At 52.7% G+C, this 26,632-nt stretch carries 31 protein-coding genes; 9 read left to right on the top strand and 22 right to left on the bottom strand.

Features of this window, described 5'->3' with window-relative positions; all coding sequences use genetic code 11:
- Positions 1 to 36 precede the first annotated feature (36 nt).
- Both mtfA and NYE92_RS05670 read right to left on the bottom strand, forming a co-directional pair.
- A complete protein-coding gene (gene mtfA / locus NYE92_RS05675) occupies positions 37 to 804 on the bottom strand; it encodes a DgsA anti-repressor MtfA (RefSeq protein WP_227022858.1) in 768 nt (255 codons plus the stop codon).
- A gap of 171 nt (positions 805 to 975) precedes the next feature.
- Positions 976 to 1,653, bottom strand: a complete 678-nt coding sequence (locus NYE92_RS05670) for a hypothetical protein (RefSeq protein ID WP_013026204.1) — start codon at positions 1,651 to 1,653, stop codon at positions 976 to 978.
- Between the two features lie 611 nt (positions 1,654 to 2,264).
- Here NYE92_RS05670 and NYE92_RS05665 point away from each other — a divergent pair.
- Both NYE92_RS05665 and NYE92_RS05660 read left to right on the top strand, forming a co-directional pair.
- Positions 2,265 to 2,969: a phosphohydrolase gene (locus NYE92_RS05665; protein WP_022623305.1), complete on the top strand. Its 705-nt coding sequence runs from the start codon at positions 2,265 to 2,267 to the stop codon at positions 2,967 to 2,969.
- A 73-nt stretch (positions 2,970 to 3,042) separates the two neighbouring features.
- The gene (locus NYE92_RS05660; protein ID WP_013026202.1) at positions 3,043 to 3,297 is read left to right on the top strand and encodes an Arc family DNA-binding protein; all 255 of its coding nucleotides are present in this window, start codon (positions 3,043 to 3,045) and stop codon (positions 3,295 to 3,297) included.
- Positions 3,298 to 3,375: 78 nt separating this feature from the next.
- On the opposite strand, the gene NYE92_RS05655 is transcribed toward NYE92_RS05660, so the two are convergent.
- Positions 3,376 to 4,992 (bottom strand): methyl-accepting chemotaxis protein, encoded by a 1,617-nt coding sequence (locus NYE92_RS05655; protein WP_064352458.1) that lies wholly within the window; start codon positions 4,990 to 4,992, stop codon positions 3,376 to 3,378.
- Positions 4,993 to 5,103: 111 nt separating this feature from the next.
- Positions 5,104 to 6,483, bottom strand: coding sequence for a DNA (cytosine-5-)-methyltransferase (gene dcm, locus NYE92_RS05650; protein WP_014593957.1), 1,380 nt, complete (start codon positions 6,481 to 6,483; stop codon positions 5,104 to 5,106).
- A 237-nt stretch (positions 6,484 to 6,720) separates the two neighbouring features.
- Here dcm and NYE92_RS05645 point away from each other — a divergent pair, with 237 nt between their 5' ends.
- From NYE92_RS05645 to NYE92_RS05625, 5 genes are all read left to right on the top strand, one after another.
- Positions 6,721 to 7,200, top strand: a complete 480-nt coding sequence (locus NYE92_RS05645) for a very short patch repair endonuclease (protein WP_013026198.1) — start codon at positions 6,721 to 6,723, stop codon at positions 7,198 to 7,200.
- A gap of 65 nt (positions 7,201 to 7,265) precedes the next feature.
- Complete coding sequence (locus NYE92_RS05640; protein ID WP_013026197.1) at positions 7,266 to 7,541, top strand: hypothetical protein; 276 nt, start codon at positions 7,266 to 7,268, stop codon at positions 7,539 to 7,541.
- A gap of 97 nt (positions 7,542 to 7,638) precedes the next feature.
- The gene (locus NYE92_RS05635) at positions 7,639 to 8,541 is read left to right on the top strand and encodes a DUF808 domain-containing protein (protein ID WP_013026196.1); all 903 of its coding nucleotides are present in this window, start codon (positions 7,639 to 7,641) and stop codon (positions 8,539 to 8,541) included.
- 44 nt (positions 8,542 to 8,585) lie between these two features.
- Complete coding sequence (locus NYE92_RS05630; RefSeq protein WP_014605559.1) at positions 8,586 to 8,717, top strand: hypothetical protein; 132 nt, start codon at positions 8,586 to 8,588, stop codon at positions 8,715 to 8,717.
- A gap of 171 nt (positions 8,718 to 8,888) precedes the next feature.
- Positions 8,889 to 9,071 carry a YodC family protein gene (locus NYE92_RS05625; protein ID WP_019106597.1) on the top strand — a complete coding sequence of 61 codons (183 nt, stop codon included), beginning with the start codon at positions 8,889 to 8,891 and terminating at the stop codon, positions 9,069 to 9,071.
- Positions 9,072 to 9,154: 83 nt separating this feature from the next.
- On the opposite strand, the gene NYE92_RS05620 is transcribed toward NYE92_RS05625, so the two are convergent.
- The 3 genes from NYE92_RS05620 to NYE92_RS05610 form a co-directional block, all read right to left on the bottom strand.
- Entirely contained in the window at positions 9,155 to 10,375 is a 1,221-nt protein-coding gene (locus NYE92_RS05620; protein ID WP_014593955.1) for a glycosyl transferase, read from the bottom strand.
- Positions 10,376 to 10,415: 40 nt separating this feature from the next.
- Positions 10,416 to 11,204: a mannosyl-3-phosphoglycerate phosphatase-related protein gene (locus tag NYE92_RS05615; protein ID WP_014593954.1), complete on the bottom strand. Its 789-nt coding sequence runs from the start codon at positions 11,202 to 11,204 to the stop codon at positions 10,416 to 10,418.
- 353 nt (positions 11,205 to 11,557) lie between these two features.
- On the bottom strand, positions 11,558 to 11,782 hold the full coding sequence (locus NYE92_RS05610; RefSeq protein WP_013026191.1) for a DUF2525 domain-containing protein: 225 nt from the start codon (positions 11,780 to 11,782) through the stop codon (positions 11,558 to 11,560).
- A 309-nt stretch (positions 11,783 to 12,091) separates the two neighbouring features.
- Here NYE92_RS05610 and NYE92_RS05605 point away from each other — a divergent pair, with 309 nt between their 5' ends.
- Together NYE92_RS05605 and dsrB are read left to right on the top strand one after the other, a co-directional pair.
- Positions 12,092 to 12,250 carry a YqaE/Pmp3 family membrane protein gene (locus tag NYE92_RS05605; RefSeq protein ID WP_014605562.1) on the top strand — a complete coding sequence of 53 codons (159 nt, stop codon included), beginning with the start codon at positions 12,092 to 12,094 and terminating at the stop codon, positions 12,248 to 12,250.
- Between the two features lie 62 nt (positions 12,251 to 12,312).
- A complete protein-coding gene (gene dsrB, locus NYE92_RS05600) occupies positions 12,313 to 12,507 on the top strand; it encodes a protein DsrB (protein WP_014593953.1) in 195 nt (64 codons plus the stop codon).
- Between the two features lie 130 nt (positions 12,508 to 12,637).
- On the opposite strand, the gene NYE92_RS05595 is transcribed toward dsrB, so the two are convergent.
- The 15 genes from NYE92_RS05595 to fliF form a co-directional block, all read right to left on the bottom strand.
- Positions 12,638 to 14,344: a methyl-accepting chemotaxis protein gene (locus NYE92_RS05595; protein ID WP_015700052.1), complete on the bottom strand. Its 1,707-nt coding sequence runs from the start codon at positions 14,342 to 14,344 to the stop codon at positions 12,638 to 12,640.
- 140 nt (positions 14,345 to 14,484) lie between these two features.
- The gene (gene rcsA, locus NYE92_RS05590; protein WP_014593952.1) at positions 14,485 to 15,120 is read right to left on the bottom strand and encodes a transcriptional regulator RcsA; all 636 of its coding nucleotides are present in this window, start codon (positions 15,118 to 15,120) and stop codon (positions 14,485 to 14,487) included.
- A 628-nt stretch (positions 15,121 to 15,748) separates the two neighbouring features.
- The gene (gene fliR, locus NYE92_RS05585; RefSeq protein ID WP_015700054.1) at positions 15,749 to 16,534 is read right to left on the bottom strand and encodes a flagellar biosynthetic protein FliR; all 786 of its coding nucleotides are present in this window, start codon (positions 16,532 to 16,534) and stop codon (positions 15,749 to 15,751) included.
- Entirely contained in the window at positions 16,534 to 16,803 is a 270-nt protein-coding gene (gene fliQ / locus NYE92_RS05580) for a flagellar biosynthesis protein FliQ (protein WP_014605563.1), read from the bottom strand. Before fliQ ends, fliR begins: the two co-directional genes overlap by 1 nt.
- Positions 16,804 to 16,828: 25 nt before the next feature.
- Complete coding sequence (gene fliP, locus NYE92_RS05575) at positions 16,829 to 17,560, bottom strand: flagellar type III secretion system pore protein FliP (RefSeq protein ID WP_033765984.1); 732 nt, start codon at positions 17,558 to 17,560, stop codon at positions 16,829 to 16,831.
- Positions 17,560 to 17,958: a flagellar biosynthetic protein FliO gene (fliO, locus tag NYE92_RS05570; protein WP_014593949.1), complete on the bottom strand. Its 399-nt coding sequence runs from the start codon at positions 17,956 to 17,958 to the stop codon at positions 17,560 to 17,562. The genes fliP and fliO overlap by 1 nt, the downstream gene beginning before the upstream one ends.
- 1 nt (position 17,959) lies before the next feature.
- Positions 17,960 to 18,373, bottom strand: coding sequence for a flagellar motor switch protein FliN (fliN, locus tag NYE92_RS05565; RefSeq protein WP_013026182.1), 414 nt, complete (start codon positions 18,371 to 18,373; stop codon positions 17,960 to 17,962).
- On the bottom strand, positions 18,366 to 19,373 hold the full coding sequence (gene fliM, locus NYE92_RS05560; protein WP_013026181.1) for a flagellar motor switch protein FliM: 1,008 nt from the start codon (positions 19,371 to 19,373) through the stop codon (positions 18,366 to 18,368). The genes fliN and fliM overlap by 8 nt, the downstream gene beginning before the upstream one ends.
- Positions 19,374 to 19,377: 4 nt before the next feature.
- Positions 19,378 to 19,863, bottom strand: coding sequence for a flagellar basal body-associated protein FliL (gene fliL, locus NYE92_RS05555; RefSeq protein WP_013026180.1), 486 nt, complete (start codon positions 19,861 to 19,863; stop codon positions 19,378 to 19,380).
- A 129-nt stretch (positions 19,864 to 19,992) separates the two neighbouring features.
- Positions 19,993 to 21,261, bottom strand: a complete 1,269-nt coding sequence (locus NYE92_RS05550; RefSeq protein WP_024472376.1) for a flagellar hook-length control protein FliK — start codon at positions 21,259 to 21,261, stop codon at positions 19,993 to 19,995.
- Positions 21,258 to 21,701, bottom strand: a complete 444-nt coding sequence (gene fliJ, locus NYE92_RS05545; protein WP_013026178.1) for a flagellar export protein FliJ — start codon at positions 21,699 to 21,701, stop codon at positions 21,258 to 21,260. Before fliJ ends, NYE92_RS05550 begins: the two co-directional genes overlap by 4 nt.
- Before the next feature lie 28 nt (positions 21,702 to 21,729).
- Entirely contained in the window at positions 21,730 to 23,091 is a 1,362-nt protein-coding gene (gene fliI / locus NYE92_RS05540; protein ID WP_014593947.1) for a flagellar protein export ATPase FliI, read from the bottom strand.
- Positions 23,091 to 23,789 (bottom strand): flagellar assembly protein FliH, encoded by a 699-nt coding sequence (gene fliH / locus NYE92_RS05535; RefSeq protein WP_014593946.1) that lies wholly within the window; start codon positions 23,787 to 23,789, stop codon positions 23,091 to 23,093. The genes fliI and fliH overlap by 1 nt, the downstream gene beginning before the upstream one ends.
- Positions 23,782 to 24,774 carry a flagellar motor switch protein FliG gene (gene fliG / locus NYE92_RS05530; protein WP_013026175.1) on the bottom strand — a complete coding sequence of 331 codons (993 nt, stop codon included), beginning with the start codon at positions 24,772 to 24,774 and terminating at the stop codon, positions 23,782 to 23,784. The genes fliH and fliG overlap by 8 nt, the downstream gene beginning before the upstream one ends.
- On the bottom strand, positions 24,771 to 26,489 hold the full coding sequence (fliF, locus tag NYE92_RS05525) for a flagellar basal-body MS-ring/collar protein FliF (protein WP_014605565.1): 1,719 nt from the start codon (positions 26,487 to 26,489) through the stop codon (positions 24,771 to 24,773). Before fliF ends, fliG begins: the two co-directional genes overlap by 4 nt.
- Positions 26,490 to 26,632: the final 143 nt, after the last annotated feature.

The raw sequence follows: 26,632 nt of genomic DNA, 5'->3' as shown, positions 1-26,632 counted from the left end.
CTAGCTTTAATGCAAAGCGTTCGCGAAGTAAACAAATCACCGATCAGTCATCTGGATTCTGCTTAACGGATCCTGCTGGTAAAATTGCTGGAGATGCCCATACATCGCGGGAAAGCGTTCAGCTAACAGAACCGGCGCGGTAAAAAAATACTCTGATAACACCGCGAAGCATTCCGCAGGATCGCTGGCGGCATAAGGATCGATACTGGCGGCCTGTTCCCCGACCAGCTCAACCTCATTTTCAACCTCAGCCATGGCCTCACGCAGGTCTTTTTCCCACTGGGCGACGCCACGCAGAGGAATCAGTGGAACGCCGCTGGTGTAGCCGCTACCACGGGCATCCAGCTTGTGTGCCACTTCATGAATGACCAGGTTATACCCTGACAGATCGAAGGAATCCTGAATATCCAGCCAGTTAAGGATCACCGGGCCCTGCGTCCAGCTCTGGCCCGCATGAACGGCAGGCGCGTGATGCACAAGGCCGTTTTCATCCTGCCACTCATCCGCCACATTAAAGGGCTCAGGATAGATGAGCACTTCATGAAAGCCATCCAGCCAGTCGAGACCCAGTTTCAACACGGGTAAGCAGAACAGCAGGGCAATACGCACGCTACGCAGCGCATCAAGTTGGCAGCCTTCAAGCGGTACCAGCTTTTTTTGCTGCAGAAAGCGCTGGGCCAGTTCTGTCAGCGACTGCTGTTCATCCTGTGTGAGAAGGGTAAAGATGGGCTGTGCCAGACCGGCCTGCCAGGGCAATTCGGTGACGGCGGTATCGCTATGCGTTTTCCATGGCCATTTTAACATCGTAAGTTCCGCACTGAATGCTGCTGTCGCAGAATCCTGAGAGACCAGACAGGAAAATGCCAGCATCGAAACGTCATGCTGGCATTGTCGGGCTTCAGGGATGAAGACGGTATATTCAACCCGTTAGCGAGGAGATTGTCTGTGATTTAGCCCGCAAAGCGTAGGCTAAATTTACTCACGCCCGGCACGCTCAAACTCAATGACCCACACCCACGGGTTTACCTGCCAGCTGGTTGCACCGTACTGTTTCTGCCATGCCTTGCGATAGGCTTCTTTTGGCATTTCTGAATTCACATTCATGGTGAAAAAGTTATTCAGAAAGTGCGAGTCGGTTTGGACCCCTTCAGCCATGATGTCATCTTCACTGATATCCTGAATCTGCTCCACACGCACATCGGTAATGAGCAGATTGATACGGCTGGCCCAGCGCGGCATATGAATGGCCGTCTGCCAGCCAAACTGCTCGTCATCCGGGCCGCTCAGCGTATGCTGACCCAGTTCATTGCTGTCAGCACGGTACTGGCAAAATTCCGGCGTGCGGAACGGTACGGGATCGCGCTCGTAATCCGCCAGGGCATCTTGCGGCACAATCGGCCCACGCCAGGTTTCGCGCACCCAAAGCACGTCGCCCGGCATACCGTACGGGCAGTGATAGCGAATGTCATTCATCGACATCATTTTGTCGCCATGCAGGTGGTTAGCCTGAACGTCAAAAGCATGAACCCCTTCGTGGTGATCCTGCCCCGGGCCAAAAGCCTGCGTTTTCATTATGCGCCGGGTTTGCGTTTGTTGGCCAACTAACAGGGCACGAACCCGCTGTTCGGAAAAAAGAATCGGCCGCTCTTTCATGGATTACCTCTTTTTATTAGTAGAACCCGGTTACTGCTAAAACAACAAGGGCATCTAAATGGTGGCAATATCATAAAAACTATAAATCATTACCCTTAACAATTTGCCGTCTCATAGTCATCTGAGCATTGGTGATTTTTGTCCCGAAAAACGGGGGCGGATAAAAAATCAACAATGCTGTTGTCAATGCGCGTTCCGGGACATCTGATAGTGAGAATACAGTACGTTATATCGGCAAAAATAGGAACCTTTTCAGATTTATCTGTGTGTAACTTTTGCCGATTTTAATGATAAGTGCGAACAGGTTATGTCATGTTTTTTGTTACTCCCCGAGAAAATGCCTATCATTAATCATTACATTTATTAAACTAATTAACCTGCCCGCAATTAAATCAGTCAAGGCTGAAAAAGCAGCAAACTGACGTTTTAATTACGGCAAAATGCTATAAAAATGATCAGCGTCGCATTTTTTTTCGAAATTATCCTGGGGCAAGGGCGATATTCCTCTGCTGTGTAAAGAAAATGTCATTAGCCATTCGCTATGATGGTCGGGCCTGAGCGCGTAATTCATCGTCAGTCAGGACGGACGTCAACCCAACAGGAAAGAGAATATGTCACTTACGCTTTGGCAGGCTCGCTATGAGACCTGGTTTGAAAACAACTGGATTCATGATGATGGCGCGCACGATATCGCACATTTACGCCGCGTATGGATGAGCGCTCAACGCATTATGGCCGGCACCCAAGCCGATCCGCTGGTGGTCCTGACCGCGTGTTATTTTCACGATGTGGTGAATTTACCGAAAAACCACCCTGAGCGTCACAAGGCATCCACCTATGCCGCCAGTGAAACGCAGCGCATTTTACAACAGGATTTCATCGATTTTCCTGAGGAATTGATGGAGCAGGTCATGCATGCGGTTCAGGCGCACAGCTTCAGTGCCGCCATTACGCCAAAAACGCTGGAGGCAAAAATTGTGCAGGATGCCGACAGGCTGGAATCGCTCGGTGCTATCGGTCTGGCGCGGGTGTTTTATACGGCAGGTTCCATGAATCGCCCCTTGTTTAACAGCGAGGATCCGCTCGGTAAAGATCGGGAACTCAATGATGTTAAGTGGACGCTGGATCACTTTCAGACCAAGCTACTGCGGTTGCCAGAAACCATGCAAACCGAAGCAGGGCGCAGGCTGGCAGAACACAATGCTGACTTTCTGGTGCACTATATGGCCAAGCTGTGTGCGGAACTGCAAGGCAACTTAGTCAGTCTGGATGAGTCAGTACTCCACGACTTTAGCCCTATACACGCTGAATATTAAATTTTTATGACAGTATAGGAATCGATACAGTCATCCGGTAGCGTGGCAGTAATAACAATAAAGGAGTGATGAAATGACCGAAACTGTTAATTTAACGATTAAAATTGATCCTGCACTGAAAGAACACATCAAACAGTTGGCGCTTGAAAATCAGGTGTCGATGAGTCAGGAAATCGTGCAACGGCTTCAGTCCAGCCTCAATGCGCCTGCTCAGCCTGTCATTGACAGCCAGAATACAGAGGAAGACACATCGGATGCATTAAGCTCCAGCGAAATCAAGCAGCTGCGCACGCTGCTGAAGAAGCAGAGCAAGAAAAAGAAATCGTAAAATTCGGTGTTTGTCCCCGCAAAACTATCAAAAGCCGCCTTTAACACTGGCGGCTTTTTTCCATCCCAAGCTTAACGGCTACAGGGTGATACGGAACTGCTGCACGCTTTCGGCCAGGCGCGCGGCCTGCTGCTGCAGCGTATCGACCGTGCGGCCCTGGCGGGCGGTGAGGCTTTCGTTTGTCTGAAGCTGTTTATCCAGCGCCACCACTTCTGCAGCAATGCCCGTCACGCGGCGGCTTTGTGCGGTGGCGTTTTCCTGCAGCTCTTGCAACTGTGTCACAACGGCGCTGACCGACTGGCTTATCTGGTTAAACAGCGCCTCAAGCGATTTCACCTTATTGAAGCCCTCTGAAATGTGCAGTTGCGTATGATTAACGAGACCGTTGATCTGCTGCGCCGATTCGCCACTCTTGTTTGACAGGTTGCCCATCTCTTTCGCGACCACGCCAAAACTTCGTCCATACACGCCCGCATGAGCGGATTCGATGGCGGCATTGAGCGCCAGCAAACGCGTTTGCAGTGACAGGCCGTCCAGCATCTCAACGATACCCGCGATTTCGCCTGAGGAGGCGACGATATGGCGCATCTGAACCTCCATCTCATCCACCTGAAGCGTACATTGCTGCATCAGATCGTCGGCGAAATGCGCCTGTTCAGAGGCCTGCTGAGAAAACAGGGTGCTGTTTTCGACTTCTTCAGACACGCGATGCAGGCGCTGGGAAATATGGCTAAAGCTGCTGTTTTGCGCTTGATACTGTTCGCTGACCTGCTCATTAGTATGCTGCATTTCGCGCGTACCTTCGGCCACGCTTGCCGCAATCGTGTTAATTTCAGCCACGATGGTGCGCAGCCCCTGGCGCATCTCCGCCACTGCGTTGAAGAGTCTGGACGTTTCCAGCGATTGCAAACGCGGTGGAACCGGGCAGTTGATTAAATCACCGGTTGCGATGTCCTGTAACTGTCGACTGGCCAGACGTAAGGGAACGATCACACCACGCAGCAGCAATACGCCGCCGGTCAGCAGCAGGACAAACAGCAGTCCTGTCACCATTAGCGCCAGGTTGCGGCTTTCCATGAGTGTCTGAAGGGTCAGGCTGTTAACCGCAGTGAGCTGTTTATTGGTCTGTGTAATCTCGTTAAACCAGGCGCTATTGAACTGCTGCTGGTAAGCCTGCATCGGTACCATAAAGAAGGCGTCAATGTTATTCCCCTCCAGACCTTTTAGCTGCTCCTCCAGTCCCTGTTTCAGCAACGTAAAGCCCTGCTGCAGTTCGCCGCCGGGTGCGGCGTGATAGCGAGCAAAAAGCTGTTCAGCATGAAGCAAAGACGATTTGGCTGTTTCTGCCAGACTTTTCCAGCTGTCAACCGATCCACTTTTCTGATCTTCCATTAAATACAGCCCGGCGCGGTGGCTGTTATCACTGGCCGTAAGCAGCTCGACGCGTGCGCGGTCCAGCAAGGCCAGCCGGTCACGCATGGCGCTGGCCTGGGTGAGGTTGACTTTGTTCTGGCTCACCTGAGCGGTCAGCAGAACAATCCCGATGGACTGCAGCAAACAAAACAGCACCACGAACAAAATAAAGTTCCCGCGCAGGCTGGTTAGCCAGGTGGGGATCGCCGGAAACCTAAAGCGGGAACGTCTTTTCAGCACGTGCCGCGACAACAAAGTGAGAGGTGACATCATTCTACCCATCCATTGAAAAAGCAGCAGTATTCTGGGCTTGCATGACGGCGTTGTGACAATCCCGCCGGACGGCAGGAAAAGAGAGGAATTGTTGCGCCTAAGCGCAACTTTTAGCGGGAATTATGCGTTCAATTGGCGGATATAGGGCGAAAGCAACTGCGCCACGGCGGCAAACACCGGTACCACCACCGAATTGCCAAACTGTTTATAGGCCTGCGTATCGGATACCGGGATGCGGAAGGGATGGCTGTCTGCACTATCAAATCCCATCAGTCGCGCGCATTCTCGCGGCGTTAACCGACGGGGCCGCCGCGCCATATTGGCGGCATCAAGAAAATCGGCTTCCCCTTTTTCCCGATCCCAACCGCGATCGATTAAAATTTCTGAGCCATCTTTATAGTATCGGGCTGACAGGGTGCGCACGCAGCAATGCACATTGTGTGGATCATTCAGGCCAAAGCCGAACCCGTTACCCCGTGCTTTATGCTTCTTAGCGTACTGGTAGAGGTAACGCCACAATACGGGCGACAGGATGTATTTGTCGTCGGGCTGCGGCTCCAGCAGGCTCTGTAGGCTGGGCACCTGGGCGGGGAAAAATTGGCGAATGTCGCGCAGGCTAAACTGCGCTGAGCCAGCAATATCCCGCCGGATGCCGACCAGAACGATACGTTCACGATGCTGCGGCAAAAAAAAGCGTGCATCAATTACCTTCGGATCGGGCGCGCCAGCCTGGGCATCCGCCACGTCATAGCCCAGCTCGTCCAGGGTTTCCATAATCACCGCAAACGTCCGGCCTTTATCATGGCTTTTGAGATTCTTCACGTTTTCCAGGACGAAGAATGGCGGTTTCTTTGCCGCCAGAATGCGGGCGACGTCAAAAAACAGTGTGCCCTGCGCCTGACATTCAAAGCCATGAGCCCGGCCCAGCGCATTTTTTTTACTGACGCCCGCCAGAGAAAAGGGCTGGCAGGGAAAGCCCGCCAGCAGTACCTGATGGTCGGGAATGGCCGCATCAATCGACTGATAGATCGCCTGTTCGTCAGTAAGGCCGGCTGGCTGCGTGACCTGGCGAATATCCGTATTAAAGTGGTGCTCTGCCGGATCGCTGTAGTGATTCGCCCGATAGGTGCGAATCGCCTCTTTATTCCACTCACTGGTAAATACACATTTACCGCCGATGCGCTCGAAGCCACGTCGAATACCGCCGATGCCGGCAAACAGATCGATAAAGCGGAAATCCGGAGAATCATAATGGGCAGGACGTGCAGGCAACAAATCCTGCAACAGCGACAGTTCTGCGGCGGCCAGCGAGGGTAACGCGCGCTTGCCCTGACGAATAGCGTTCAGCAGTGGCGGCGTCCAGTGCGGAAAGCCTGCCTGATGCAAACGTGCGACAACGTCCTTAACGGAATAGATCGACAGCACCTGTTGTAACATGTTCAGTTCATCGGAATGCAGAGCAGCAGGGAGAAGAGGTTCAGCGGTTGCGACAGCGTGCATGCAAATATCCTTAACAGTGAAGCGCGTATGCTAACACTCCTTGCCCGAGGAGGAAATCTGCGGGCGCAGGTCAGAATAGTGTTTCAGTGTGCGCCAGCGTCAAAAAGGCACAATTGCCCGCGTCAGATCAAAACGGCGCGGGCTGGGGGTGAAAATATTTTCTCTGCTTTTATCTGGCCGACTTTCACTTTTCAGGGCGACGACTAAAGTTGAATAAGTCGCTATTAAGGAGGTGCTATGGCCGACGTTCACTCCAGCGAAACGCGCAGTAAAAATATGCGCGCAATTCGTCAACAGGACACTGCCATAGAGCAGCGAATCGCCTTGCTGCTCAAAGATCGTGGATTCAGCTATCGGGTACAGGACAAAAACCTGCCAGGCCGCCCTGACTTTGTCGTGACCTCGCATCAGGCGATTATCTTTGTGCATGGCTGCTTCTGGCACCGCCACCACTGTTATTTGTTTAAGATCCCCGCCACGCGCACCGAGTTCTGGACGGGCAAAATAAACAGTAATGTAGAACGGGATCGGCGTTATGTCCGGCAGCTGCGGGAGAATGGCTGGAAGGTGCTGATTATCTGGGAATGCGCGCTACGCGGTAAACTCAAACTGGACGATGAAGCCCTGCTTGAACGTCTCGAAGAGTGGCTGCTGGCGATGAATGACAGCGCTGAAATCGATCATCAGGGAATTCATCATTACCGAGAGGATGAATGATCCCACCTTGCTAATCAGTAACATAAAATGTTAGATAGACGCTTTTCCGTGACCGGGAGCCCGCAATGAGCAGCATAAAACTGACGGTTAAACGCCTGTATCAGATTCGTGATGAGCGCATGGTGAATACCAAAGCCACCGCCAGAATCTATGCTGGGGAAACGCTGGTGGCCACGGAAGAGATAACCGGCATGACGGAAAGCCCGGTCAGTAAATATCTGCACATGGATGGACTCGCAGGACAAGCGGTGCGCGTCGAATGGGATTGTGAGGGCATCGCTGATATGACCGTGACAGAAATTGAACGATGCCCATGTTGTCAACATAACGAACCGGAATAGGCACGACGGGCTGCACTGTCACGCGCTTCGTCGAGGATGACGCGTTGCGGCTGATGCAGACATAACCCGTTGCTGATGACCGAATAAGGGAAATACTTTGGCAGGAACCAGTTTATTAACGTTGCTCGATGATATTGCCACGCTGCTGGACGATATCTCGGTAATGGGAAAAGTCGCCGCGAAGAAGACGGCAGGCGTGCTGGGTGACGATTTGTCACTGAATGCGCAGCAGGTGAGTGGCGTGAAAGCCAATCGCGAACTGCCGGTCGTATGGGGCGTAGCCAAAGGCTCGTTCCTCAACAAACTGATACTCGTGCCGCTGGCATTGATTATCTCTACGTTTGCCCCCTGGCTGATTACGCCACTGTTAATGATTGGCGGTGCGTACCTCTGTTATGAAGGGGTGGAAAAGGTCCTGCACAGTCTGCAGCATGATAAACAGCAGAACTCGCCAGAGGCGCGTCAGCAACGCCTGGATAAGCTGTCAAAACAGGACCCGCGCGATTTCGAAAAGAAAAAGATCAAAGGCGCAGTGCGCACCGATTTTATTCTGTCGGCTGAAATCGTGGCCATTACCCTCGGTATCGTCTCCGAAGCGCCCTTGCTAAATCAGGTGCTGATCCTGTCAGGTATTGCGATTCTGGTCACGATTGGCGTATACGGCATTGTCGCCGGCATCGTTAAAATCGATGATTTAGGGTTCTGGCTACGTGATAAATCGTCACGCGTGGCCCAGGCGCTGGGCGCAGTATTACTGGCCGCTGCCCCCGTATTGATGAAAGTGTTGACCGTTGTCGGTACGCTGGCCATGTTCCTGGTCGGGGGCGGCATTATCGTCCACGGCCTGACGCCGTTGCATCATCTGATTGAAAATGCGATCGCACCCTTCAGCGGCCTGGTTGCTGGCCTGCTGAGCAACGGCGCAAACCTGGTGATTGGTTTTATCATTGGGTCGATCGTGCTGTTAGTGGTTAACCTTATTGCCAAACTGCGTGAGTAATCGGTATAAAAGCGCATTCTTTAACGCGTTCAGGGGAGAAAACGATGAGCGATGACATGTTTGAATTTGATATTGATGCTCAGTTAGAGCAGGCCGAAGCGAAGGCAGAAAAAAAGGCGGGCGAAGTGCCAGAAGACCTGATTGATGATGCCGATTGTGAAGGCTGCAAAATCTAATCCACTCAGCGCCCCAGGCGGATAATTCTTATCCGCCTGATTTGTTTTCGACATATCTCTCTACGTTATTCTGAATTCGCCATTTTTATGCGCGTCTTAACAGCAGCAACTCTTTTACCATGCTATAAAGAAATGGTTTCAATGACAGTCATTTCTCAAAGAGGGCGCAACATGGTTTTTGCAATCAGTGATGAAGTACAGCATAAGGAAGGCGGGCAAACGATGGTGGTGACCGGACATGCCAGCGGCATGGTTGAATGTCGATGGTACGATGGTTATGCGGTCAGGAATGAGGCTTTTCGCACCGATGAGCTCAGCCATTCCAGCGAATCGCAGCCCCAGTTTACTTCCTGATTTCTGTCAGTCAGGCCGTAAACGACGGCGGCCTGACTGGATTTATCACACGCTCCATCCTCACTGGCGCGATGCCTGCAGCGTTATACGTTGCCGTCGTTGTCCTCTTCTACCGCTTTATAAATACGCTGCAGGATATCCGGAAAAGCCGACTGAACCCGACTCCAGCTGGGAATAAACGGCTTGTCGTTCGGGCGCTCGATAAAGGACTGACCGGCATCCAGAATCGACTGGGTGAACATTTCGACGGCCGCTTCTTCAACATGCTGGTCGAATTTCAGGCCGTTCATTGCCGCCTCATGGTTATAGATTTCCATCATATCCAGCGCATTACGGTAATAGGTCGCTTTCAGTACCCGGAATGAGTCACTGGTCAGCGGCACGCCCATGGTTGCCAGCTTACGCAGCAGCGACTGGACAATATCGTTGCTCATGCGCTTAAGGCCACCGGTACCATCATCTTCTGCCAGCGGCTGATGCTTGTGATCATAGTGATCTGCAATCTCCACCTGACACGACTGGCGCGTGGTGTAGTTACGGTAAATTTCAGAGAGCACGCCAATTTCCAGTCCCCAGTCGCCGGGGATTTTAATGCCGTTGAGCACGTGCGTGCGCATCGCAAACTCGCCCGAGAGCGGGTAACGGAAGCTGGACAGGTAATCAAGGTATTCGGAGTGGCCATAGACTTTTTGTAACGAGCGCAGCAGCGGGCCTACCAGCAGGCGGCCCACGCGGCCATTGAGTTTACCGTCAGCGACGCGTGCGTAAAACCCTTTGCAGAATTCATACTGAAAAGCGGGGTTAGCCAGCGGATAAAGCAGGCGTGCCAGCATGCCGCGTTCGTAGGTGACAATATCGCAGTCGTGCAGCGCAACACAGCTGGTGCGATCCGAGGCCAGCGTATAACCGGTACAAAACCACACGTTGCGTCCTTTGCCCGGATGGGTGGGCGACAACCCCTCTTTATCCAGTTCCGCGTCAATGGCTTTGAGTCTGGGGCCGTCATTCCACAGGATGCGGTGCCGTTGCGGCAGTCGGGAAAAAAACTCGCGGGCATGCAGAAACTGGTCACGGTCAGCCCGATCTAACCCGATAACGATTTCATCCAGATAGGGGACCTTAGCCAGTTCATCAACAATTTTTGTCAACGCCGGACCTTCCAGCTCGGAAAAGAGGGAAGGCAGGATCAATCCCATTTTGCGCTTACGGGCAAAACGCACCATTTCTTTTTCCAGCGACTCAACGCTGCGGTGCGTAAGATTATGAAAGTTAGTAATTACGCCATTCTGAAAGAAATCACTCATTGCATCATCCTTATGGTTTTGCGAGAGGAACAACAGCCTTTCATGGCTGAGTCAAAAAATGGTCCAGCCCTTCACGCCAGCCTTCAGGGCCGTGATGTGTCGTGCGGAATACGTTGGCATCCTCCGCGCGCTGTAAGGTCACCGGTGTTTTACTGAAGCCTTTGATCACCACGGCATAGTCAACCGCATCCAGCATCGGGGCATCGTTCGGGCCATCGCCCAGGCCAAGGGTGGTAACGCCTTCCCGGTCGGTGTGAGACAGCAGCCAGCGCAAGGCTTCTCCTTTGCCGCTTCTGGCAGGCATGACATGCCAGAAGCGGCCGCCCTGCGTCAGGGAAAGATGATAGTCGGCCAGTGCCTTGCGAAAGCGGTCAAAGGCCTCATCGGTATCCCGCCAGACAATCACCTCTGAAGCATCACGCTGACGGGCGAGGGCGGCATCCGCTTCACTCAGGCCGGTCATGGCGGAAACATCGACATCGCTGAAGTCATGGAAGCCGGTAAAGCGAAACTGCTGTTGTAACGCTGCCAGCACCCGGCAGATTGCGGCATAGTTCATCTTGTCGTCCGGAATGCGCACGCTTTTACTCTCGTTGAGGTACAGCACGGCGCCGTTTTCAGCAATAAAGGCGGTGCCGGCAATACCGAGCTTACGCTGCAGTGGCAGAATCTCAGCGGCGGTTTTGCTGGAGCAAATAATTAAGGGAATGGCGTGCGCGTTGAGTGTATCAAGCCAGTCTGCTGCGGCATCCCAGTTATAGTCGTGGTGGTCAAGCAGCGATCCATCGAGGTCGGTCACTATCATTAGCGATTCATTCAGATTCGGCATCCTGATCTCCTTCACTCCAGTTCGACATTAGTTTTAGTGTAGTTGAGTCTACAGCAGGCTTAGCATTGCGCACCGCAACCCCTATAACCAGGAGGATTCCTAAAACCCGAAGGATAAAATCGGCGATGCCGTCATTTCGTGCAGCGAATATCGCTGAAATAACAAGGCTCAGGGTGAAAGTGGCCAGTTTGAGTTAGGGCGAAATGAGTGAAACGCGCACGGGAAAGGCTTGTTTTGGCGAACGGGAAGCGTACTCTGAACGAGCAATATGAATTCCCTGGTGTAACGAATTGACTGCTTACCTGGCTCGCGCCGGGTATTTTTTTGCGCCGAATTCAGTGCTGCTGCGCTGCCTAGCGGTTTATCTCTGTATAACGACAATCATGAATATCCATTTCACACTGCTCCGCAGGTTCACGGCACAGCCCTGGCCGAGGGGCATCCGCCCCCGTCACTGACTGCGAGTGTGGGGAAAAGTAGTCCTGCAGTTCACCGGTGCTACCGGGTTCAATAGCCTGCAGCAGGGCGTCCATTTCTTTATCCCGCTCATGCTTTTCGGCTGGGTGGGGAAGCGACATCGCAAACCTCCATCGGCTGGATTGGGTAATAAATATACAATTTAGCGGAAAATGAGAGGGCGGGACAGAAAAAAAAAGCCCGCGCTGCGCGGGCAAATGATCCTTGTTACTTTGGGTGTGTTGTATTTCCTGGGGAGGAAAGCAACGAAAAAAAGTTTACCCGTTGTTCCTGTTAAACGTCTCGCAGTGAAGTGTCAGGAAACTGAAAATGCGTATTACTCAGATTTACCTGACTTTCTCAGTAATCTGCTAAAAAGGGACTATATTTGATAACAAAACGGTTTTTTATCAATACCTAAAGGAATGGTTATGGACTTACTTCGAATTCTAATCGCAATCTTACTCCCCCCACTTGGTGTTTTTATGCAGGTAGGTTTTGGGGGAGCATTCTGGCTTAACATCCTGCTGACCCTGTGTGGATACATTCCAGGCATCATTCACGCCGTGTGGGTCATCGCGCGTCGCTAACGCCTGCATTACCCAGGCTCTTCGATTAAACTGTTAACAGGAATGTATCGGGAGAGTGGTAAATGAAGGTAGACGATCGCGTCAGTGTGAAAACGGATGGTGGGCCCCGTCGTACAGGCACCATCCTGGCTGTTGAGCCATTTAGTGAAGGCACCATGTTTCTGGTGGCCCTGGAAGATTACCCGCAGGGCATCTGGTTCTTTAACGAGAGCGGTCATCAGGACGGTGTGTTTGTCGAGCCTTATCCTGCCGACTGACCTTCATATTTAACTGCCAGACCAACACACAATCGCCCTCTGGCCTGTTCGGGTCAGAGGGCGAGTGTTATTGACAGCGCCGTCAGGCAACGCGCTTCAGCGACGTCGCTGACTCACCGGTCTGCTTTGGCTAAAACGTTTCCCAGTTCTCATTGCCGCTTGTGGCGGCAGCGGGGCGCAAGACAGGCGCAGGCGCCTTAGGTGCGCTATCGGACTGATGAACAGGTTTTGCTGCTGGCGTATCCTGCAAACGGAAAGCCGCCACCGCCTTGGTCAACTTACCAGCCTGATCTTCCAGAGAGGCAGCCGCAGCCGAGGCTTCCTCAACCAGTGAGGCGTTTTGCTGCGTCACGTTATCCATCTCTGTAACGGCCTGGCTGACCTGCTGGATACCCCGGCTTTGTTCGTCGGACGCGGCGGCAATTTCCGACATGATATCGGTCACGCGACGCACGGCCTCAACAATTTCGCTCATGGTCGTCCCGGCTTCACCTACCTGATGTGAACCGCTGCTGACTAACTTCACTGATTCAGCAATCAGCGATTCAATTTCTTTTGCCGCCTGCGCACTGCGCTGAGCCAGGTTACGGACTTCGCTGGCGACCACGGCAAAACCGCGGCCCTGTTCGCCCGCGCGGGCAGCCTCGACGGCGGCATTCAGCGCCAGAATGTTCGTCTGGAAGGCAATACTGTTGATCACGTTAGTGATCTCAGCAATTTTCTTCGAACTACCGGAAATATCGTTCATGGTTTTCACCACGCCGCTTACCATATCGCCGCCGCTGCGCGCCTTGCCGGACGCATCTGCTGCCAGTTGGCTGGCGTGATGGGCGTTATCTGCGTTCTGTTTCACCGTCGCGGTGAGCTGTTCCATGCTGGCCGCAGTCTGCTCAAGCGCGGCTGCCTGTTGCTCGGTACGCGATGACAGGTCGGTGTTACCCGCAGAAATCTCACTTGATCCCTGGTAAATGGCGATAGCCCCTTCGCGGACGGTACCTACCGTTTTGATTAGCGACTGCTGCATACGTTGCAGGTTGTCGAGCAACAGACCTATTTCGTTACGGCCGTGCGGGACAGTGGGTGCCGTTAAATCCCCTTGAGCAATACGTTCTATGTGCGCCACTGAATTGCGCAGTGGGTTAATGACGACACGACGTAAAAACACAAAGGTGAGCAGCACCAGCACAAGAGCGGCAACAAACGCGGAGCCCATTGCGATAAATCCAATTCGTGACTGCTCTGCCGCCTGATCGTTGATCTGAGCGGAGCGAACATCACGAAGCTTAATCGCCTCCATCAGAACGGCTTTATAGGCGTTATCCAGTTTGCGTGTCGTATCGGTTTCCTGAGCAATAATGCTTTCGAAGCTGCCCTGTTTACCCGATTCGATCATCGGCATCAAACCCTTCGTCACATACTCTTTGAAACGCGCCTGTAACTGCTCATCCAGCTTGATGCCTTCTGGTGTTTTGCTTTTACGATTCAAATAGATTTTAAGGCCGGCTTCAGCCTGCTTGATACGATCGGCCGTAGCCGCAAGATTGGCGTTGAATTCATCCATCTCACCGATACGCGCGGCGGCGCCTGCCTGAATGATATTCAAACGGGCAGAGCGCATGTGCGATGAGCTGTCGATAAGCCCGTTTCTAACCTGGATCTCATCGGTAGCATCTTTAAGGGACTGATTACTGAGAATAAGAAAGTAGCTTGAGATAGCAATACAGAGTGCGAACAGAAACAATATCCCGCCGAATATTAAACTAAACAGAGGAACGAGGCGGATGTTTTGCCAAAGACTAAGTTTGGGATGCCCTTCATTAACCAGCGTTGTGTTCATTTCCTTGCTCTCTTAGGAGGTTATTCTGTTGAACAAAACATCGGCAAAAGAAGAGAAAGGTTTACACCCGAAAGTGAGATCTGGATCGCTAATCCATAAAAAAAACCGGCCTTTTGGGCCAGTTCTTAGAGGGGAGGAGGTTACCTTACGTTGACATAGATACCGGACGTCACATTATCGGTTAAACGCACCACATGATAGATCACTTGCTTATTATGCGTTTTAATTTTTCGCTTTATATTGCCTTTATGCGACGAAACGGTTTTCGCTTTAATTTGCATTTTATCTGATATCTGGATGGTATCATGGCCTGACATCCACATTTTCAGCATATTTGACTCTGTCTGACTTAGCGTAAGAGGGTGGACATCAAGACCCGAAGAAATACGCGGCGACATATTGAGTTTTTTCTGCAAATAAGTACTTAACAATGAATCCAGCGTCGAAGGCTTAATTGCTTTGGATGTAATAATCAAATTTTTCCGAACATACAAATATTCTTCAAAATGAATATTACTAATGGCCATAAAAATAAAAAACAGTGTTTCGGGATGCTGGTTAATAACGCTGCGAATGCGTTCACTGGAGTCGGTTTCATGAATGAAACAGTCTTCGTTAATAAAGACGACGCCAGGTTTTAACTGCTCACATCTTTGCTGTAATTGCTCAATGTCAGATACAGAAGTAATATTTTTCTTCTTAACTCCCTTAGAAGACATATAATCTGATAATCCCAGGCGTGTGTAGTTGCAGGAATCCATAATAATCGTTGGCATGTTAGCGACCCTCACCAATTTGTTATCCGTTTAAATCAACGATGAATTACGCGTTGCGGTACGAGAAGATTTCCAAAGCGCTTTTTTTTATTCTGCTGATGCAGCGTGGCAATGGGCAATAGCCCATAAAAGTCCTCTTCCCTGACCCGGTCTGCAAAAAATTTGTGTTGCTCTGACCTCACACCTGACCTGATATCAACATGATAAGTCGATACAAAGTCGGACTGAGCGAAATGCAGTTTTTTGGGAGCGCTGTCACTATCGCTGAAAACCCAGAGTTTTCTGATAGGACAAATCTTAAAAACATTTATTTCACGAAAGTGTGAAGTCGGTTAGCGAGTTGACAATGCCGGAAAAAACATTTTCTGACAAGAAAAATCACATAAAAATTTTTCTTTAGTAATTTCAACGCATTGCCGATTTTGTCACCAAAACAACCTTGTTGATGACTCGGTTAACCGCCTGACTAAAATACGCGAAGCGCGGTTTAATAAGAATAATTTTAAGACTTTCCGCACGTTTATCAGAATATCCTTAGTTGATTTCTGGGAAATGTGGTTTGAAAAATGTGCGGATAGTTATGCGTTTCTTAAGTATCAAATCAGGATAATAGTTAGATACTTAATGTTCAGGCAGGGGACAGTTCTGTCAGGAACTGGGCCAGAAGATCGAATATTTCGCCGAACAGGTGCTCGCAGAAGGGGGCAAGGAGAGGCATCAGCAGGCTGATGGTCAGAATGCCTACTGATAAGGTAATCGGGAAGCCGATCGCGAAGATTGATAACTGTGGTGAAAGACGGTTTAACAAACCCAGGACCATATTTATCGTGAGTAGCAAAACGATCAACGGCAGCGCTAACATCATGCCATTAAGGAAAATCATGCTGCCGGATTTCACCAAAGCCATAAAGGCATTTGCCTGAAGAGGCTCGCCGCCGATAGGCAACGTATGAAAACTGTCCGACAGCAGGGAAATAAGCCATAGGTGACCGTTGAAAGTCAAAAATAAAAGCATCGCCAGCATGTCGAGAAAGCGCGCAAGAACGGGCATATTCAGTCGACTGGCGGGATCGAAAAAGGTGGCGAAAGACAGACCCATCTGCAATCCAATCAGTTCACCGGCGGTACGAACCGCGGCAAAGGCGAACTGCATGGTAAAACCAATGGCAATCCCAATCAGCATCTGCTGAATCAGCAGCATAAAGCCGGCAGGTGAAAACAGCGTCACGTTCACCGGGGGTAAATTTGGGATCAGTATCCAGGTGATCATGGCGGCAAGACCAATCTTAACCCGTTTACTCACCGCTTTTTCACTCAGTACCGGCGCGGTAGCAAGCAGTGCCAGAATACGCACCAGTGGCCAGAAAAACTGACTGACCCAGTGTACGAGTTGGCTACTGTCGAGAGTGATCATCAGCCGATGATATAAGGCAGATTAGAAAAGACGGTGCGGATGTAATCCAACAGCACGTTCAGCATCCAGGGGCCGGCAATGATACCCGTGGTGGCCACTGCAATAATTTTTGGAATGAAAGACAGCGTTTGTTCGTTAATCTGGGTCGCTGCTTGCAGCAAACTCACCAGCAAACCGCTGACCAGCGCGGCCAGAAGCATAGGGGCAGCCAGCAGCAGGGCAACGCGCATGGCTTCCTGTCCCATTACCATTACCGATTCAGGTGTCATGAATTTCTCCTGTGCAATAGAGAGGTCAGGAATAGAAACTTTGTGCCAGCGAGCCAACCAGCAATTGCCAGCCGTCCACCAGAACAAACAACATTAATTTAAACGGCAGCGCAATTGTTGCCGGGGGAACCATCATCATCCCGAGTGCCATTAACACGCTGGCAACCACCAGGTCGATAATTAAAAAAGGAATAAATACGGTAAAGCCAATCTGGAATGCGGTTTTTAATTCACTGGTCACGTAAGCCGGCAACAGAATACGCATAGGTACGGCTTCCGGACCCGCAATCGGCGCTGTATTTGCCAGGCGGGCAAATAACGCTAAGTCAGCCTCACGGGTTTGCCGCAGCATAAATTCCCGCAGCGGCTGTGCGCCTTTATCAATCGCCACATCCATGCTGATTTTATCCTGGCTAAACGGCAGGTAGGCATCCTGATAAATTTTATCGAAGGTTGGCGCCATAATAAAAAACGTTAAAAATAAGGTCAGGCCAAGTAATACCTGGTTAGGCGGCGCGGAAGGCGTGCCCAGCGCATTACGTAGCAGGCCGAAAACAATAATGATGCGGGTAAAGCTGGTCATCATTAACAGAATGGCTGGCAGGAATGTTAACGAGGTAATAAAGACCAGCGTTTGTACCGGCAGTGACCAGCTTTGGCCACCGTTAGCTAATGGCTGACTAACCAGGCCCGGCAACTGGGCATGGGCAACCGGTGCCAGCAACAGCAGCGGCAGAAGAGGGAGCAGTCGACGCATCATGGATTTTTTCCGGGACGTTTAACCAGATTTTGTAATAGCTGACGAAAATCCTGCGGCGCTGCTTTTACCGGTGCGGTTTCATCAGGTGCACCTGGCGGCAACGTATGCAGGTGAGTAATTTGTTGAGCTGTCACGCCCAGTACCAAACGCGCATCCGGCGTATCAACAATCACAACGCGTTCGCGCTGGCCGACCTGCACACTGGCCGTGAGTGTCAGCTCACGGCTGCCCACTTTCTTAGGAGCAAAACCCATGCGGCGTGCCAGCCAGGCACATGCCAGAATCAACAGAATAATGACGACCAATACGCCACTGACCTGGGTCAATACTGAACCTGCCGAAATGGGCGGTGCCTGAGGTGTGGCAGGTTGCAGCGTATGATTCTGGTTATTCATCTTAACGGCTCAGACGACGCATACGCTCTGATGGCGTAATGATATCGGTAATGCGAACGCCATATTTATCGTTGACCACGACGACTTCACCCTGTGCGATCAAATAACCGTTGATCAGGATATCCAGCGGTTCACCCGCCAGCCCATCCAGGGATACCACGGAGCCCTGCGTCAGACGCAGCAGTTCTTTAATGGTCATTTTGGTGCGGCCAAGCTCGACGGTGAGCTTCACCGGGATATCCATAATCAGGTCGATATCCTGTAACGAACCTGACGCATTACTCGTTTCAAAGCTTTTAAAAACGTCATCACTCTGTGAGGCAGTCGTAGCGGAGCCAACCTGCTCATTCATTGCTTCAGCCCACAGATCGTCCGCAGAGATAGTATCATCGGACGGTTTCTTGCTGTCAGTCATGGGGCTGTTCCTCGTTAAGCGAATTCAAAATCGGGTTAATCAAATGTTCAACACGCAGGGCATACTGGCCGTTAAGCGTGCCATACTGACTGGTTAAAACGGGCACACCGTCCACATGGGCAATAATGCGCTCTGGCTTTTCAATCGGCAGAACATCACCGGGTTTCAGCTGTAAAACGCGCGACAGGCGCAGCGACGTTTCGGCGAAATGGGCAATCAGTTCCAGCTCAGAGTGCTGAACCTGCTTCACCAGATTGTCGCGCCAGTGTGTATCTTCTGACCGCGAGTTTTCCAGCGGTGGATTCACCAGCATTTCACGCAGCGGTTCAATCATCGAAAACGGAATACAGATGTTGAACTCACCCACAAGGTTACCGATTTCAACCTGGAAAGGCGTATTCACAACAATATCGTTAGGTGATGTGGTGATGTTGGTGAATTTCACCTGCATTTCCGAACGCACATACTCCACATCCAACGGATAAATGGCTTTCCACGCATCGCTGTATCCGTCAAGCGCCAGCTTCAGCATGCGGCGAATGACACGTTGCTCGGTATGGGTAAACTCCCGTCCTTCAACTTTAGTCGGAAAGCGGCCATCACCGCCAAAAAGGTTATCGACCGCAATAAACACCAGGCTTGGCGAAAACACGACTAATGCCGTACCGCGCAGGGGCTTCAGATGGATCAGGTTCAGGTTGGTTGGCACCGGCAGATTGCGTGCAAACTCATGGTAAGGCTGAATCTTGATCGCGCCTACGCTGATATCCGGGCTACGACGCAGCAGGTTAAACAGCGCCATACGGAAACTACGGGCAAAACGCTCGTTAATAATTTCCAGCGCCTGCAGACGCTCGCGCACCACGCGACGCTGGGTATTCGGATCATAAGGGCGAATATCGCCCTCAGGTCCGTTTTGTTTCTTTTCTTCTTCCGCGCTGCCGCTGTCGCCGTTAAGTAGCGCGTCAATTTCAGCCTGGGAGAGAATGCTGTCGCCCATTGATTCACCTCAAAATGAAGGCAGTAAACAGTACGTCGTCTACGACCTGCGGAGGTTGACCTTTTACCAGTGGTGGTGCCAGCGCCTGTTTGATTTGATCAACAAGCGCTTGCTTTCCTTGCTCCGTCGCCAGTGCAGCTGCGTTCTGACGAGACAGCAGCAGTAACAGACGACTGCGAACCTCAGGCAGGTAGTCACTCATCCGACGACGCGTTTCTTCATCCGGCAGACGTAGCGTAAAGCCTACGTACAGTACGCGGTCTGGGTCGTTGTCGGGATTGACCAGGTTAACCGTAAATGTATCAAGCGCAAAAAAGACCGGGGCGGGAGGCGGTTCAACTTTCGCGACCTCCGGCTTATCACCCTCATGTTTATTCATCATTCGCCAGACTGCATAGCCTGCCACGCTGCAAGCGGCCAGCGCGACAATCAGTAACACTGGTATTAAAAGTTTTCGTTTGCGGCCTTTGGCTTTCGCGTTATCAGACATTTTTGCAGTAACTTCCTGTGAATTATGGGCAAGCCTCTCGGCTTGCCTGAACAGATTATCGCGTGTCTTAAGTCAAACAATGGCAAGAAAAGACACGGGTTTTACGCTTACCTTCAGCGTTTGTCGCTGTCAGGCAAATGTGTCGACTGCGCCTTTGCCGGTTAACCGGGCCTGAAGAGACTGCGGTACGGCAATGGGCGTAATGTCGTTATCACTGTCCTGGGTGAGGGAGAAGCTGCCGTGCTGTCCGTCGCGACGCGCCTCCTGTTGCTGCTGGAAGCTCTGTCCCTGCGAGAAACTCTCACTGCTTACCTGACTCTCACCCAGGTTAATCCCGCTTTCCGCCAGGGCATGACGCAACTGGGGAAGCGCAGCTTCCAGCGCGGCCCTGACATGGCTATGGCTGGAAACCATATTTAACTGTGCCTGATCGTTATTCAGTTTCAGGCTGATCTGAATCGCCCCCAGGTCTTCAGGATGCAATCGCAGTTCTGCATTCTGCTGGCCATTACGGCTGAACATCACAATTTGCTGCCCCAGTGCCTGCTGCCATTCGTTGCTGCCCAGGTGGGCATTCAGCGTCGGCGTTGACGGTGAGTTCATCGTCGCTGAGGCGCCAGATGACTGCAGCAAGCTACTGGTACTGCTCACCGGCGCGCTGAGAATGGCCTGGTTATCGCTGGCTGCCGCTAACGGACGATCGTCCTGCTTACTGACGCTGCTCAGTATCTGCTGAAAACTGCCGTCGGTGGTCAGAGCCGCAGGCGTCACCGCGGTGTTATGACTTGTCGCGGCGGTTGGGCCGGTCACGCTCTGGCTAACCAGACTGGCTTTATTGGCCAGGTTGCCGTCCTGCACCTTCGTGTTTTGGCTCTCTTTGCCATCACCGGTTAGTGCCGTAGTGACCGCCTGCGTCAGCGCTGACAGCGCTGAACGGGGCGCATCCCCTTGCAAATCCGCACCACGGTTCGCTGCGTTGTCTTTCACCGCCTGCTGCAGTCCCGTCGCGGGTAGCATGGCAAAGAGCGCCTGTATATTCTGCATGTCGCTATTGTTAAGGACGGTGGCTGTCAGCTCATCTTTATCATCGGCTGATTTTGTGCCGGCTTTAATCTTTTCCGGTGTAAACAACGCACTAAGCGCAGTCGGCGTTTCCAGCGAAGAGAGTAATGCATTCAACGAGGTGGCCGTTTTATGCTCCGTCTCTGTCGTGACATTTTTATCTGTAGCCGCAGGGTTTTTACCGTGCAGCTTCGCCAGGGAAAGCAGCTGATTTCCCAGGGCGGTGATAAAGTCCTGTGGCAGCGTCTCACCACTGCCTGGCAGGTCTGTGGTGCCTGATGTGTCAGCAGTGCCGATAGCTTTCGTCGTCAACGCGGTGTTTGGCAGCGTAATCATTCGCCTTTCCTCAGTGCGGCCCGTTGGGCAAATTCATCCATCCGTTTCTGGTCGAGACGGTTTTCTTGTCGTAATGCATTTTCCTCTGCCCGGGTGATCAGAGTTTGATAGGCGTTCAGGCGCTGCTGTTTCTCACGCCAGTTGACCAGCGCCTGTTCCAGCCGTTGGTTCCATTGCTGTAGCTGGCTGCGGTGTTGCTCAATCGCCTTCTCCAGCGTCTGGATAAACTGGTGATAGTTGGTCCAGCGATTGCTGGCAATTCCGCTGGACATGTCACTGTTCAGCTTATTGCGGTACTCGTCCTGGTAATCGAGCAACATGGAGAGCTGCTCGTTAGCCGCCTGCTGACCCCGGCGCATATCGCCCAACAACACGGCGGCGCGCTCCAGGTCCTGCTCCGCTAAATCGCGAAGCGTGTCAATAGCATTGGCTGTTTTCATTACGATGTCCTCGTATCAAACGCGCTGACTAGCCAAACAAGGCGTGCAAATGCAGGCAGGCGTCGTCGTACTCACTGCGTTCAAAAATGCCTTGTTGCAGGAAGGCTTCCATCTGCGGGTAAAGCTGAATAGCTTTGTCCAGCATGGGATCGCTGCCTGCGGCATAGGCGCCGACGCTGACCAGGTCACGGTTGCGCTGAAAACTTGAAAGCAACTGCTTGAACTGGCGTACGCGTGCATAGTGATTTTCATCAATCAGTGATGTCATGGCACGACTGATTGACGCTTCAATATCAATAGCCGGATAGTGACCGGCCTCCGCGAGGCGACGTGACAACACGATGTGTCCGTCTAGGATTGCGCGGGCAGAGTCTGCAATCGGATCCTGCTGGTCGTCGCCTTCGGTCAGAACGGTATAAAAAGCCGTAATGGAGCCGCCGCCATCGATACCGTTACCGGCGCGCTCAACCAGGGCCGGGAGCTTAGCGAAAACAGACGGTGGATAACCTTTAGTGGCCGGTGGCTCACCGATTGCCAGGGCAATCTCACGCTGGGCCATGGCGTAACGCGTCAGGGAGTCCATGATTAACAGGACGTGCTTACCGCGATCGCGGAAGTCTTCTGCAATACGTGTGGCATAGGCTGCGCCCTGAAGACGCAACAGCGGGGAGACATCGGCCGGCGCCGCAATCACCACGGAACGGGCACGGCCTTCCGCGCCTAAAATGTTTTCAATAAAGTCTTTAACTTCACGACCACGCTCACCGATTAACCCGACAACGATCACGTCGGCCTGGGTGTAACGCGCCATCATGCCGAGCAGCACGCTTTTACCCACGCCTGAACCAGCAAACAGGCCCATACGTTGACCACGGCCAACGGTGAGCAGGGCGTTGATAGCCCGAACGCCCGTATCCAGGACATCAGTGATGGGCGTGCGCTGTAAGGGGTTAAACGGCGGAGTATTTAGCGCCGCACGGTAGCCAGTTTCCGGTGACGGTAAGCCATCGAGCGGCCGTCCGCTGCCGTCAAGGACACGGCCCAGCAGTTGTGGTCCGAGTAAAAGCTGCTTTCCGGCCTGCGGGTTTTCACCGGTAGCCCGGGCATAAACGCGCGCCCCCGGCAGAATGCCGTCCACTTCTTCCAGCGGCATCATCAGCAGTTTCTGACCGTTGAAACCGACGACTTCACTTTCGATTTCGCTGATGCTCTTACCGTCGTTGCGCTCAATCACACAGGTTGAACCCAGGGGCAGCTGCAGGCCGGTCGCCTCCAGTACCAGGCCGGTGGCACGGGTCAAACGCCCATAACGACGAATCGGTTGTACCTGAGAAATACGACTCTCAAAGGCATCAAGCGAGCCCAGCCAGCGGTTCAGACGTGTGGTCATTAAAATTCTCCCGGCGCCGCCAGGCGACACAGTTCCTGCCAGCGAGTGGCGACGCTGGCGTCGAGATCGCCATCTTCGGCGCTGAGCTTGCAGCCGCCAGGGTGCAACGTGTTATCTGCCAGTAAACGCCAGCCGTGAAGATCAAGCGTCGGACCTAAGGTTTGTTCGATTCTCAGCAGATCGTCCGGATGAACGCGCAGTTGAGGTTTACCGCTAAACATCGGCTCCTGCTGAAGCAGGCCCTGGATCTGCCGAAGCAGGGCGCTGCCATCCACCGTTGTTGCCTGCCCAATGACTGAGCGTGCGGCTTCCAGCGCCAGCTGCATCAGACGGGCGGCGATCACGCTGTCCAGGGATTCCAGCGTGTTCTGGAATTCGGTAACCAGCTGCTGCATGCGTGCCTGTAAAGGCGCCTGCTGCTGCTGTGCATCGGCCAGACCTTGCTGAAAGCCCGCGTCGTAACCGGCCTTCTGGCCTTCAGCAAACCCCTGCAGATGACCTTCGCTATAGCCTTGCCCGTGCGCCTCTTTACGCAACTGCTGCTGCATATGTTCAAACTGCTGCTGTTGCTCATCTTCTTCAGATTCAAAGATGGTAACCTCGGCTGGCTCTGCTGACATGGCAACGGGCTCTTCTGGACGCCCCAGTTCAACCGGCTGCCACAGCTGCCATGGACGGGCAGAAAATGCATCAGACATAGGTTTCCTCGCCACCACCGATTACCATCTCGCCGGACTCTGCCAGGCGACGAACCACCAGCAGGATCGCTTTTTGTTCGTTCTCGACCGCAGACATACGCACCGGGCCACGGTTGGCAAGATCGTCGCGCAGAATATCTGCTGCACGTGCCGACATGTTTTTGAGGAACTTCTCGCGCAGAGGCTGCTCTGCACCTTTCAGGGCGATCAGCAACTGCTCGGACTCCACTTCCTGCAACAGACGCTGGATACTGCGATCGTCCACTTCCACCAGATTTTCGAACAGGAACATCTCGTCGATGATTTTCTGTGCCAGCTCGCCGTCGAAGTCGCGAACCGCTTCGATGACTGCTTCTTCCTGCTGCGTTTTCATCAGGTTGATGATTTCTGCCGCCGTTCTTACGCCGCCCATCTTCGCGCGCTTGAGGTTGGTGCCGTCGAGCAGGCTGTTCAGCACTTCGGTCAGTTCTGCCAGTGCGGCAGGCTGTACGCCACCAAAGGTCGCAATACGCAGCATAACGTCATGACGCAGGCGTTCATCAAACAGCGCCAGGATATCTGCAGCCTGACCGCGTTTGAGGTGTACCAGAATGGTCGCGATAATCTGGGGATGCTCGTCGCGAATAAGGTCGGCAGCCGCCTGCGGCTCCATGAAGTTGAGCGTTTCCATCCCGCTGGTGGTATCACGGGTTTCAAGGATATCCTCCAGCAGGCTTGAAGCACGTTCTTCACCCAGCGCACGGGTCAACACGGAGCGCAGGTAGTCGTTGGAGTTCAGGCTCAGCGCCGCGAACTGCTCGGCATCGGCTTCGAACTCACGCAGCACTTCAGTCAGCTGCTTATGGGATACCTGACGCATGCTGGCCATTGCCGAGCTCAGATGCTGCACTTCACGTTGGTTCAGATGCTTAAACACTTCCGCCGCGCGTTCTTCGCCAATGGTCATCATCAGAATGGCGCTTTTTTCAGTACCGGTCAGACTCATAGTTCGTTACCCATCCATTCACGAATAACCAGCGCCACGACGCGCGGATCGTTTTCAGACATGTCGCGGATACGCTGGCTCATGACTTCAGCGCTCATGCGGTTGTTAGTTTTGCGTTCCTGCTCCATCTCATCTTTGCTGAGCTGGACGCTGTAAGCTTCCTGATCGTTTTGCTGTGCAGCTCGGGCAGCCATCGCTTCTGCAGCCGCTTTCTCAGCTTCTTTCTTACGCAGTACATGTGGACGAACCGTTTTGCGATACAGGATGAAGGCAACCAGTGCCACCAGCAGCCACTTACCTGCACTTATCAGCTGGTCAAAGAAGGCCTGCTGTTGCCAGAAGGGCAGTTCGCTGACAGTAGGTTCGGTGGTATTGAACTGCGAGTTCACCACGTTGACGCTGTCACCACGCTGTTGTGAATAGCCCATGGCTTCACGCGTCAGGTCTTCAATCTGCTTCAGCTGCTGCTCGTTAAGTGCAAGCGCTTTGCCTTTATCATCTTCGCGATAGTTCACCACCACGGCGACGGACAGACGCTGCACATCTCCCACATTCATTTTGGTATGGCGAATGGTGCGATCCAGCTCATAGTTCACTGTGTCATCGCGGCGAGAGTTGGTTGGCACGCTGCTGGCCGAGGCGGTACTGGTACGCTGGCCATTCGCGGCATTGTTCTGGCCATTCGCATTCTGCCCGTTGGCCGCGTTGGTGTTCGGCGCATTGACCGGCGCAGTATTCGCGGGCGCTGGCTGATTAGACAGCGCGCCAGGCACGCCGCCAGGATAAGGGCTGCCAGACTGCTCGCTGGTGCTTGTCTGCTGTGAGCGGATTGACGCATTTTTGGGGTCGCCATTTGGCTGATACTTCTCGTCTGTCTGCTCGCTGGTATCAAAGTTAATCTGCGCGGTAACCTGTGCATGCACGTTGCCCTGGCCCAGAATCGGATTCAGGATAGCTTCAATGCGTTGCTGATAACGGGCTTCCACTTCGGCAGCATATTTAAGTTGTGCGTCATTCAGGTCACGACCCACCGCATCAGAACGCGTTAACAGATGACCGCTCTGATCCACGACGGTGACGTTGCCCGGAGGTAAACCCGCCACGCTACTGGAAACCATGTGGGTAATCGCCTGAATCTGACCCTCGTCCAGTGCGCGACCCGGTTGCAGCGTTAAGGTTACGGACGCAGAAGGGGCCTTTTGCTCACGCACAAACAGAGTAGGTTTAGGCATGGCCAGATGCACGCGCGCGGTTTTAACCGGCCCCAGTGATTCGATGGTACGTGCCAGCTCGCCTTCGAGTGCGCGCTGGTAGTTAACCTGCTCACTAAACTGGCTGATACCGAACTTCTCTTTATCCAGCAGCTCAAAGCCGACGTTGCCACCCTTAGGCAGGCCCTGTTCCGCCAGACGCAGACGCAGTTCATGCACTTTGTCTTCAGGGACCATCAATGCGCCACCGTTATCGGCAAAACGATAAGGTACATTCATCTGCGTCAACTGCGTGACAATGGCGCCGCCATCCTCGTTTGAGAGATTGCTGAACAGCACGCTGTAGTTAGGTGTCTTGGCCCAAAGGACCAATGCAAACACCACTGCAATAGCAGCGGCGGCGGCGACGATTAAAGGTATGCGTGGATTAGCACGCAGGCGAGCGAGAAGGTCACCGAAGCCTTTCTTGTCTTGATCTTGTGTGGCGGCTGCACTCGCATTCATGACCGATTCCTGCCTGACGTAATTGACCGGGTTAGTTGTGATGGCAAAACAGACTCCCTGACCTGCATAAATAAAATTTCCACTTCAATGCCTGGCATTATTTGATGAAACGCAAAATTCGATGGGTGAATAAGCCACGGTTT

Origin of the sequence: Pantoea sp. B566, assembly GCF_024793925.1 — a bacterium.
In the GTDB taxonomy this organism is placed as follows: Bacteria; Pseudomonadota; Gammaproteobacteria; order Enterobacterales; family Enterobacteriaceae; genus Pantoea; species Pantoea ananatis.
Note: the sequence above shows the minus strand (reverse complement) of the source record. Positions and strands in the feature narration are given on the sequence as shown.

Bases quoted from the DNA above. Each gene is read 5' to 3' on its own strand.
- mtfA (WP_227022858.1), bottom strand. From the start codon at position 804: ATGTTAAAATGGCCATGGAAAACGCATAGCGATACCGCCGTCACCGAA.
- NYE92_RS05670 (WP_013026204.1), bottom strand. From the start codon at position 1,653: ATGAAAGAGCGGCCGATTCTTTTTTCCGAACAGCGGGTTCGTGCCCTG.
- NYE92_RS05665 (WP_022623305.1), top strand. From the start codon at position 2,265: ATGTCACTTACGCTTTGGCAGGCTCGCTATGAGACCTGGTTTGAAAAC.
- NYE92_RS05660 (WP_013026202.1), top strand. From the start codon at position 3,043: ATGACCGAAACTGTTAATTTAACGATTAAAATTGATCCTGCACTGAAA.
- NYE92_RS05655 (WP_064352458.1), bottom strand. From the start codon at position 4,992: ATGGGTAGAATGATGTCACCTCTCACTTTGTTGTCGCGGCACGTGCTG.
- dcm (WP_014593957.1), bottom strand. From the start codon at position 6,483: ATGCACGCTGTCGCAACCGCTGAACCTCTTCTCCCTGCTGCTCTGCAT.
- NYE92_RS05645 (WP_013026198.1), top strand. From the start codon at position 6,721: ATGGCCGACGTTCACTCCAGCGAAACGCGCAGTAAAAATATGCGCGCA.
- NYE92_RS05640 (WP_013026197.1), top strand. From the start codon at position 7,266: ATGAGCAGCATAAAACTGACGGTTAAACGCCTGTATCAGATTCGTGAT.
- NYE92_RS05630 (WP_014605559.1), top strand. From the start codon at position 8,586: ATGAGCGATGACATGTTTGAATTTGATATTGATGCTCAGTTAGAGCAG.
- NYE92_RS05625 (WP_019106597.1), top strand. From the start codon at position 8,889: ATGGTTTTTGCAATCAGTGATGAAGTACAGCATAAGGAAGGCGGGCAA.
- NYE92_RS05620 (WP_014593955.1), bottom strand. From the start codon at position 10,375: ATGAGTGATTTCTTTCAGAATGGCGTAATTACTAACTTTCATAATCTT.
- NYE92_RS05615 (WP_014593954.1), bottom strand. From the start codon at position 11,204: ATGCCGAATCTGAATGAATCGCTAATGATAGTGACCGACCTCGATGGA.
- NYE92_RS05610 (WP_013026191.1), bottom strand. From the start codon at position 11,782: ATGTCGCTTCCCCACCCAGCCGAAAAGCATGAGCGGGATAAAGAAATG.
- NYE92_RS05605 (WP_014605562.1), top strand. From the start codon at position 12,092: ATGGACTTACTTCGAATTCTAATCGCAATCTTACTCCCCCCACTTGGT.
- dsrB (WP_014593953.1), top strand. From the start codon at position 12,313: ATGAAGGTAGACGATCGCGTCAGTGTGAAAACGGATGGTGGGCCCCGT.
- NYE92_RS05595 (WP_015700052.1), bottom strand. From the start codon at position 14,344: ATGAACACAACGCTGGTTAATGAAGGGCATCCCAAACTTAGTCTTTGG.
- rcsA (WP_014593952.1), bottom strand. From the start codon at position 15,120: ATGCCAACGATTATTATGGATTCCTGCAACTACACACGCCTGGGATTA.
- fliR (WP_015700054.1), bottom strand. From the start codon at position 16,534: ATGATCACTCTCGACAGTAGCCAACTCGTACACTGGGTCAGTCAGTTT.
- fliQ (WP_014605563.1), bottom strand. From the start codon at position 16,803: ATGACACCTGAATCGGTAATGGTAATGGGACAGGAAGCCATGCGCGTT.
- fliP (WP_033765984.1), bottom strand. From the start codon at position 17,560: ATGCGTCGACTGCTCCCTCTTCTGCCGCTGCTGTTGCTGGCACCGGTT.
- fliO (WP_014593949.1), bottom strand. From the start codon at position 17,958: ATGAATAACCAGAATCATACGCTGCAACCTGCCACACCTCAGGCACCG.
- fliN (WP_013026182.1), bottom strand. From the start codon at position 18,373: ATGACTGACAGCAAGAAACCGTCCGATGATACTATCTCTGCGGACGAT.
- fliM (WP_013026181.1), bottom strand. From the start codon at position 19,373: ATGGGCGACAGCATTCTCTCCCAGGCTGAAATTGACGCGCTACTTAAC.
- fliL (WP_013026180.1), bottom strand. From the start codon at position 19,863: ATGTCTGATAACGCGAAAGCCAAAGGCCGCAAACGAAAACTTTTAATA.
- NYE92_RS05550 (WP_024472376.1), bottom strand. From the start codon at position 21,261: ATGATTACGCTGCCAAACACCGCGTTGACGACGAAAGCTATCGGCACT.
- fliJ (WP_013026178.1), bottom strand. From the start codon at position 21,701: ATGAAAACAGCCAATGCTATTGACACGCTTCGCGATTTAGCGGAGCAG.
- fliI (WP_014593947.1), bottom strand. From the start codon at position 23,091: ATGACCACACGTCTGAACCGCTGGCTGGGCTCGCTTGATGCCTTTGAG.
- fliH (WP_014593946.1), bottom strand. From the start codon at position 23,789: ATGTCTGATGCATTTTCTGCCCGTCCATGGCAGCTGTGGCAGCCGGTT.
- fliG (WP_013026175.1), bottom strand. From the start codon at position 24,774: ATGAGTCTGACCGGTACTGAAAAAAGCGCCATTCTGATGATGACCATT.
- fliF (WP_014605565.1), bottom strand. From the start codon at position 26,489: ATGAATGCGAGTGCAGCCGCCACACAAGATCAAGACAAGAAAGGCTTC.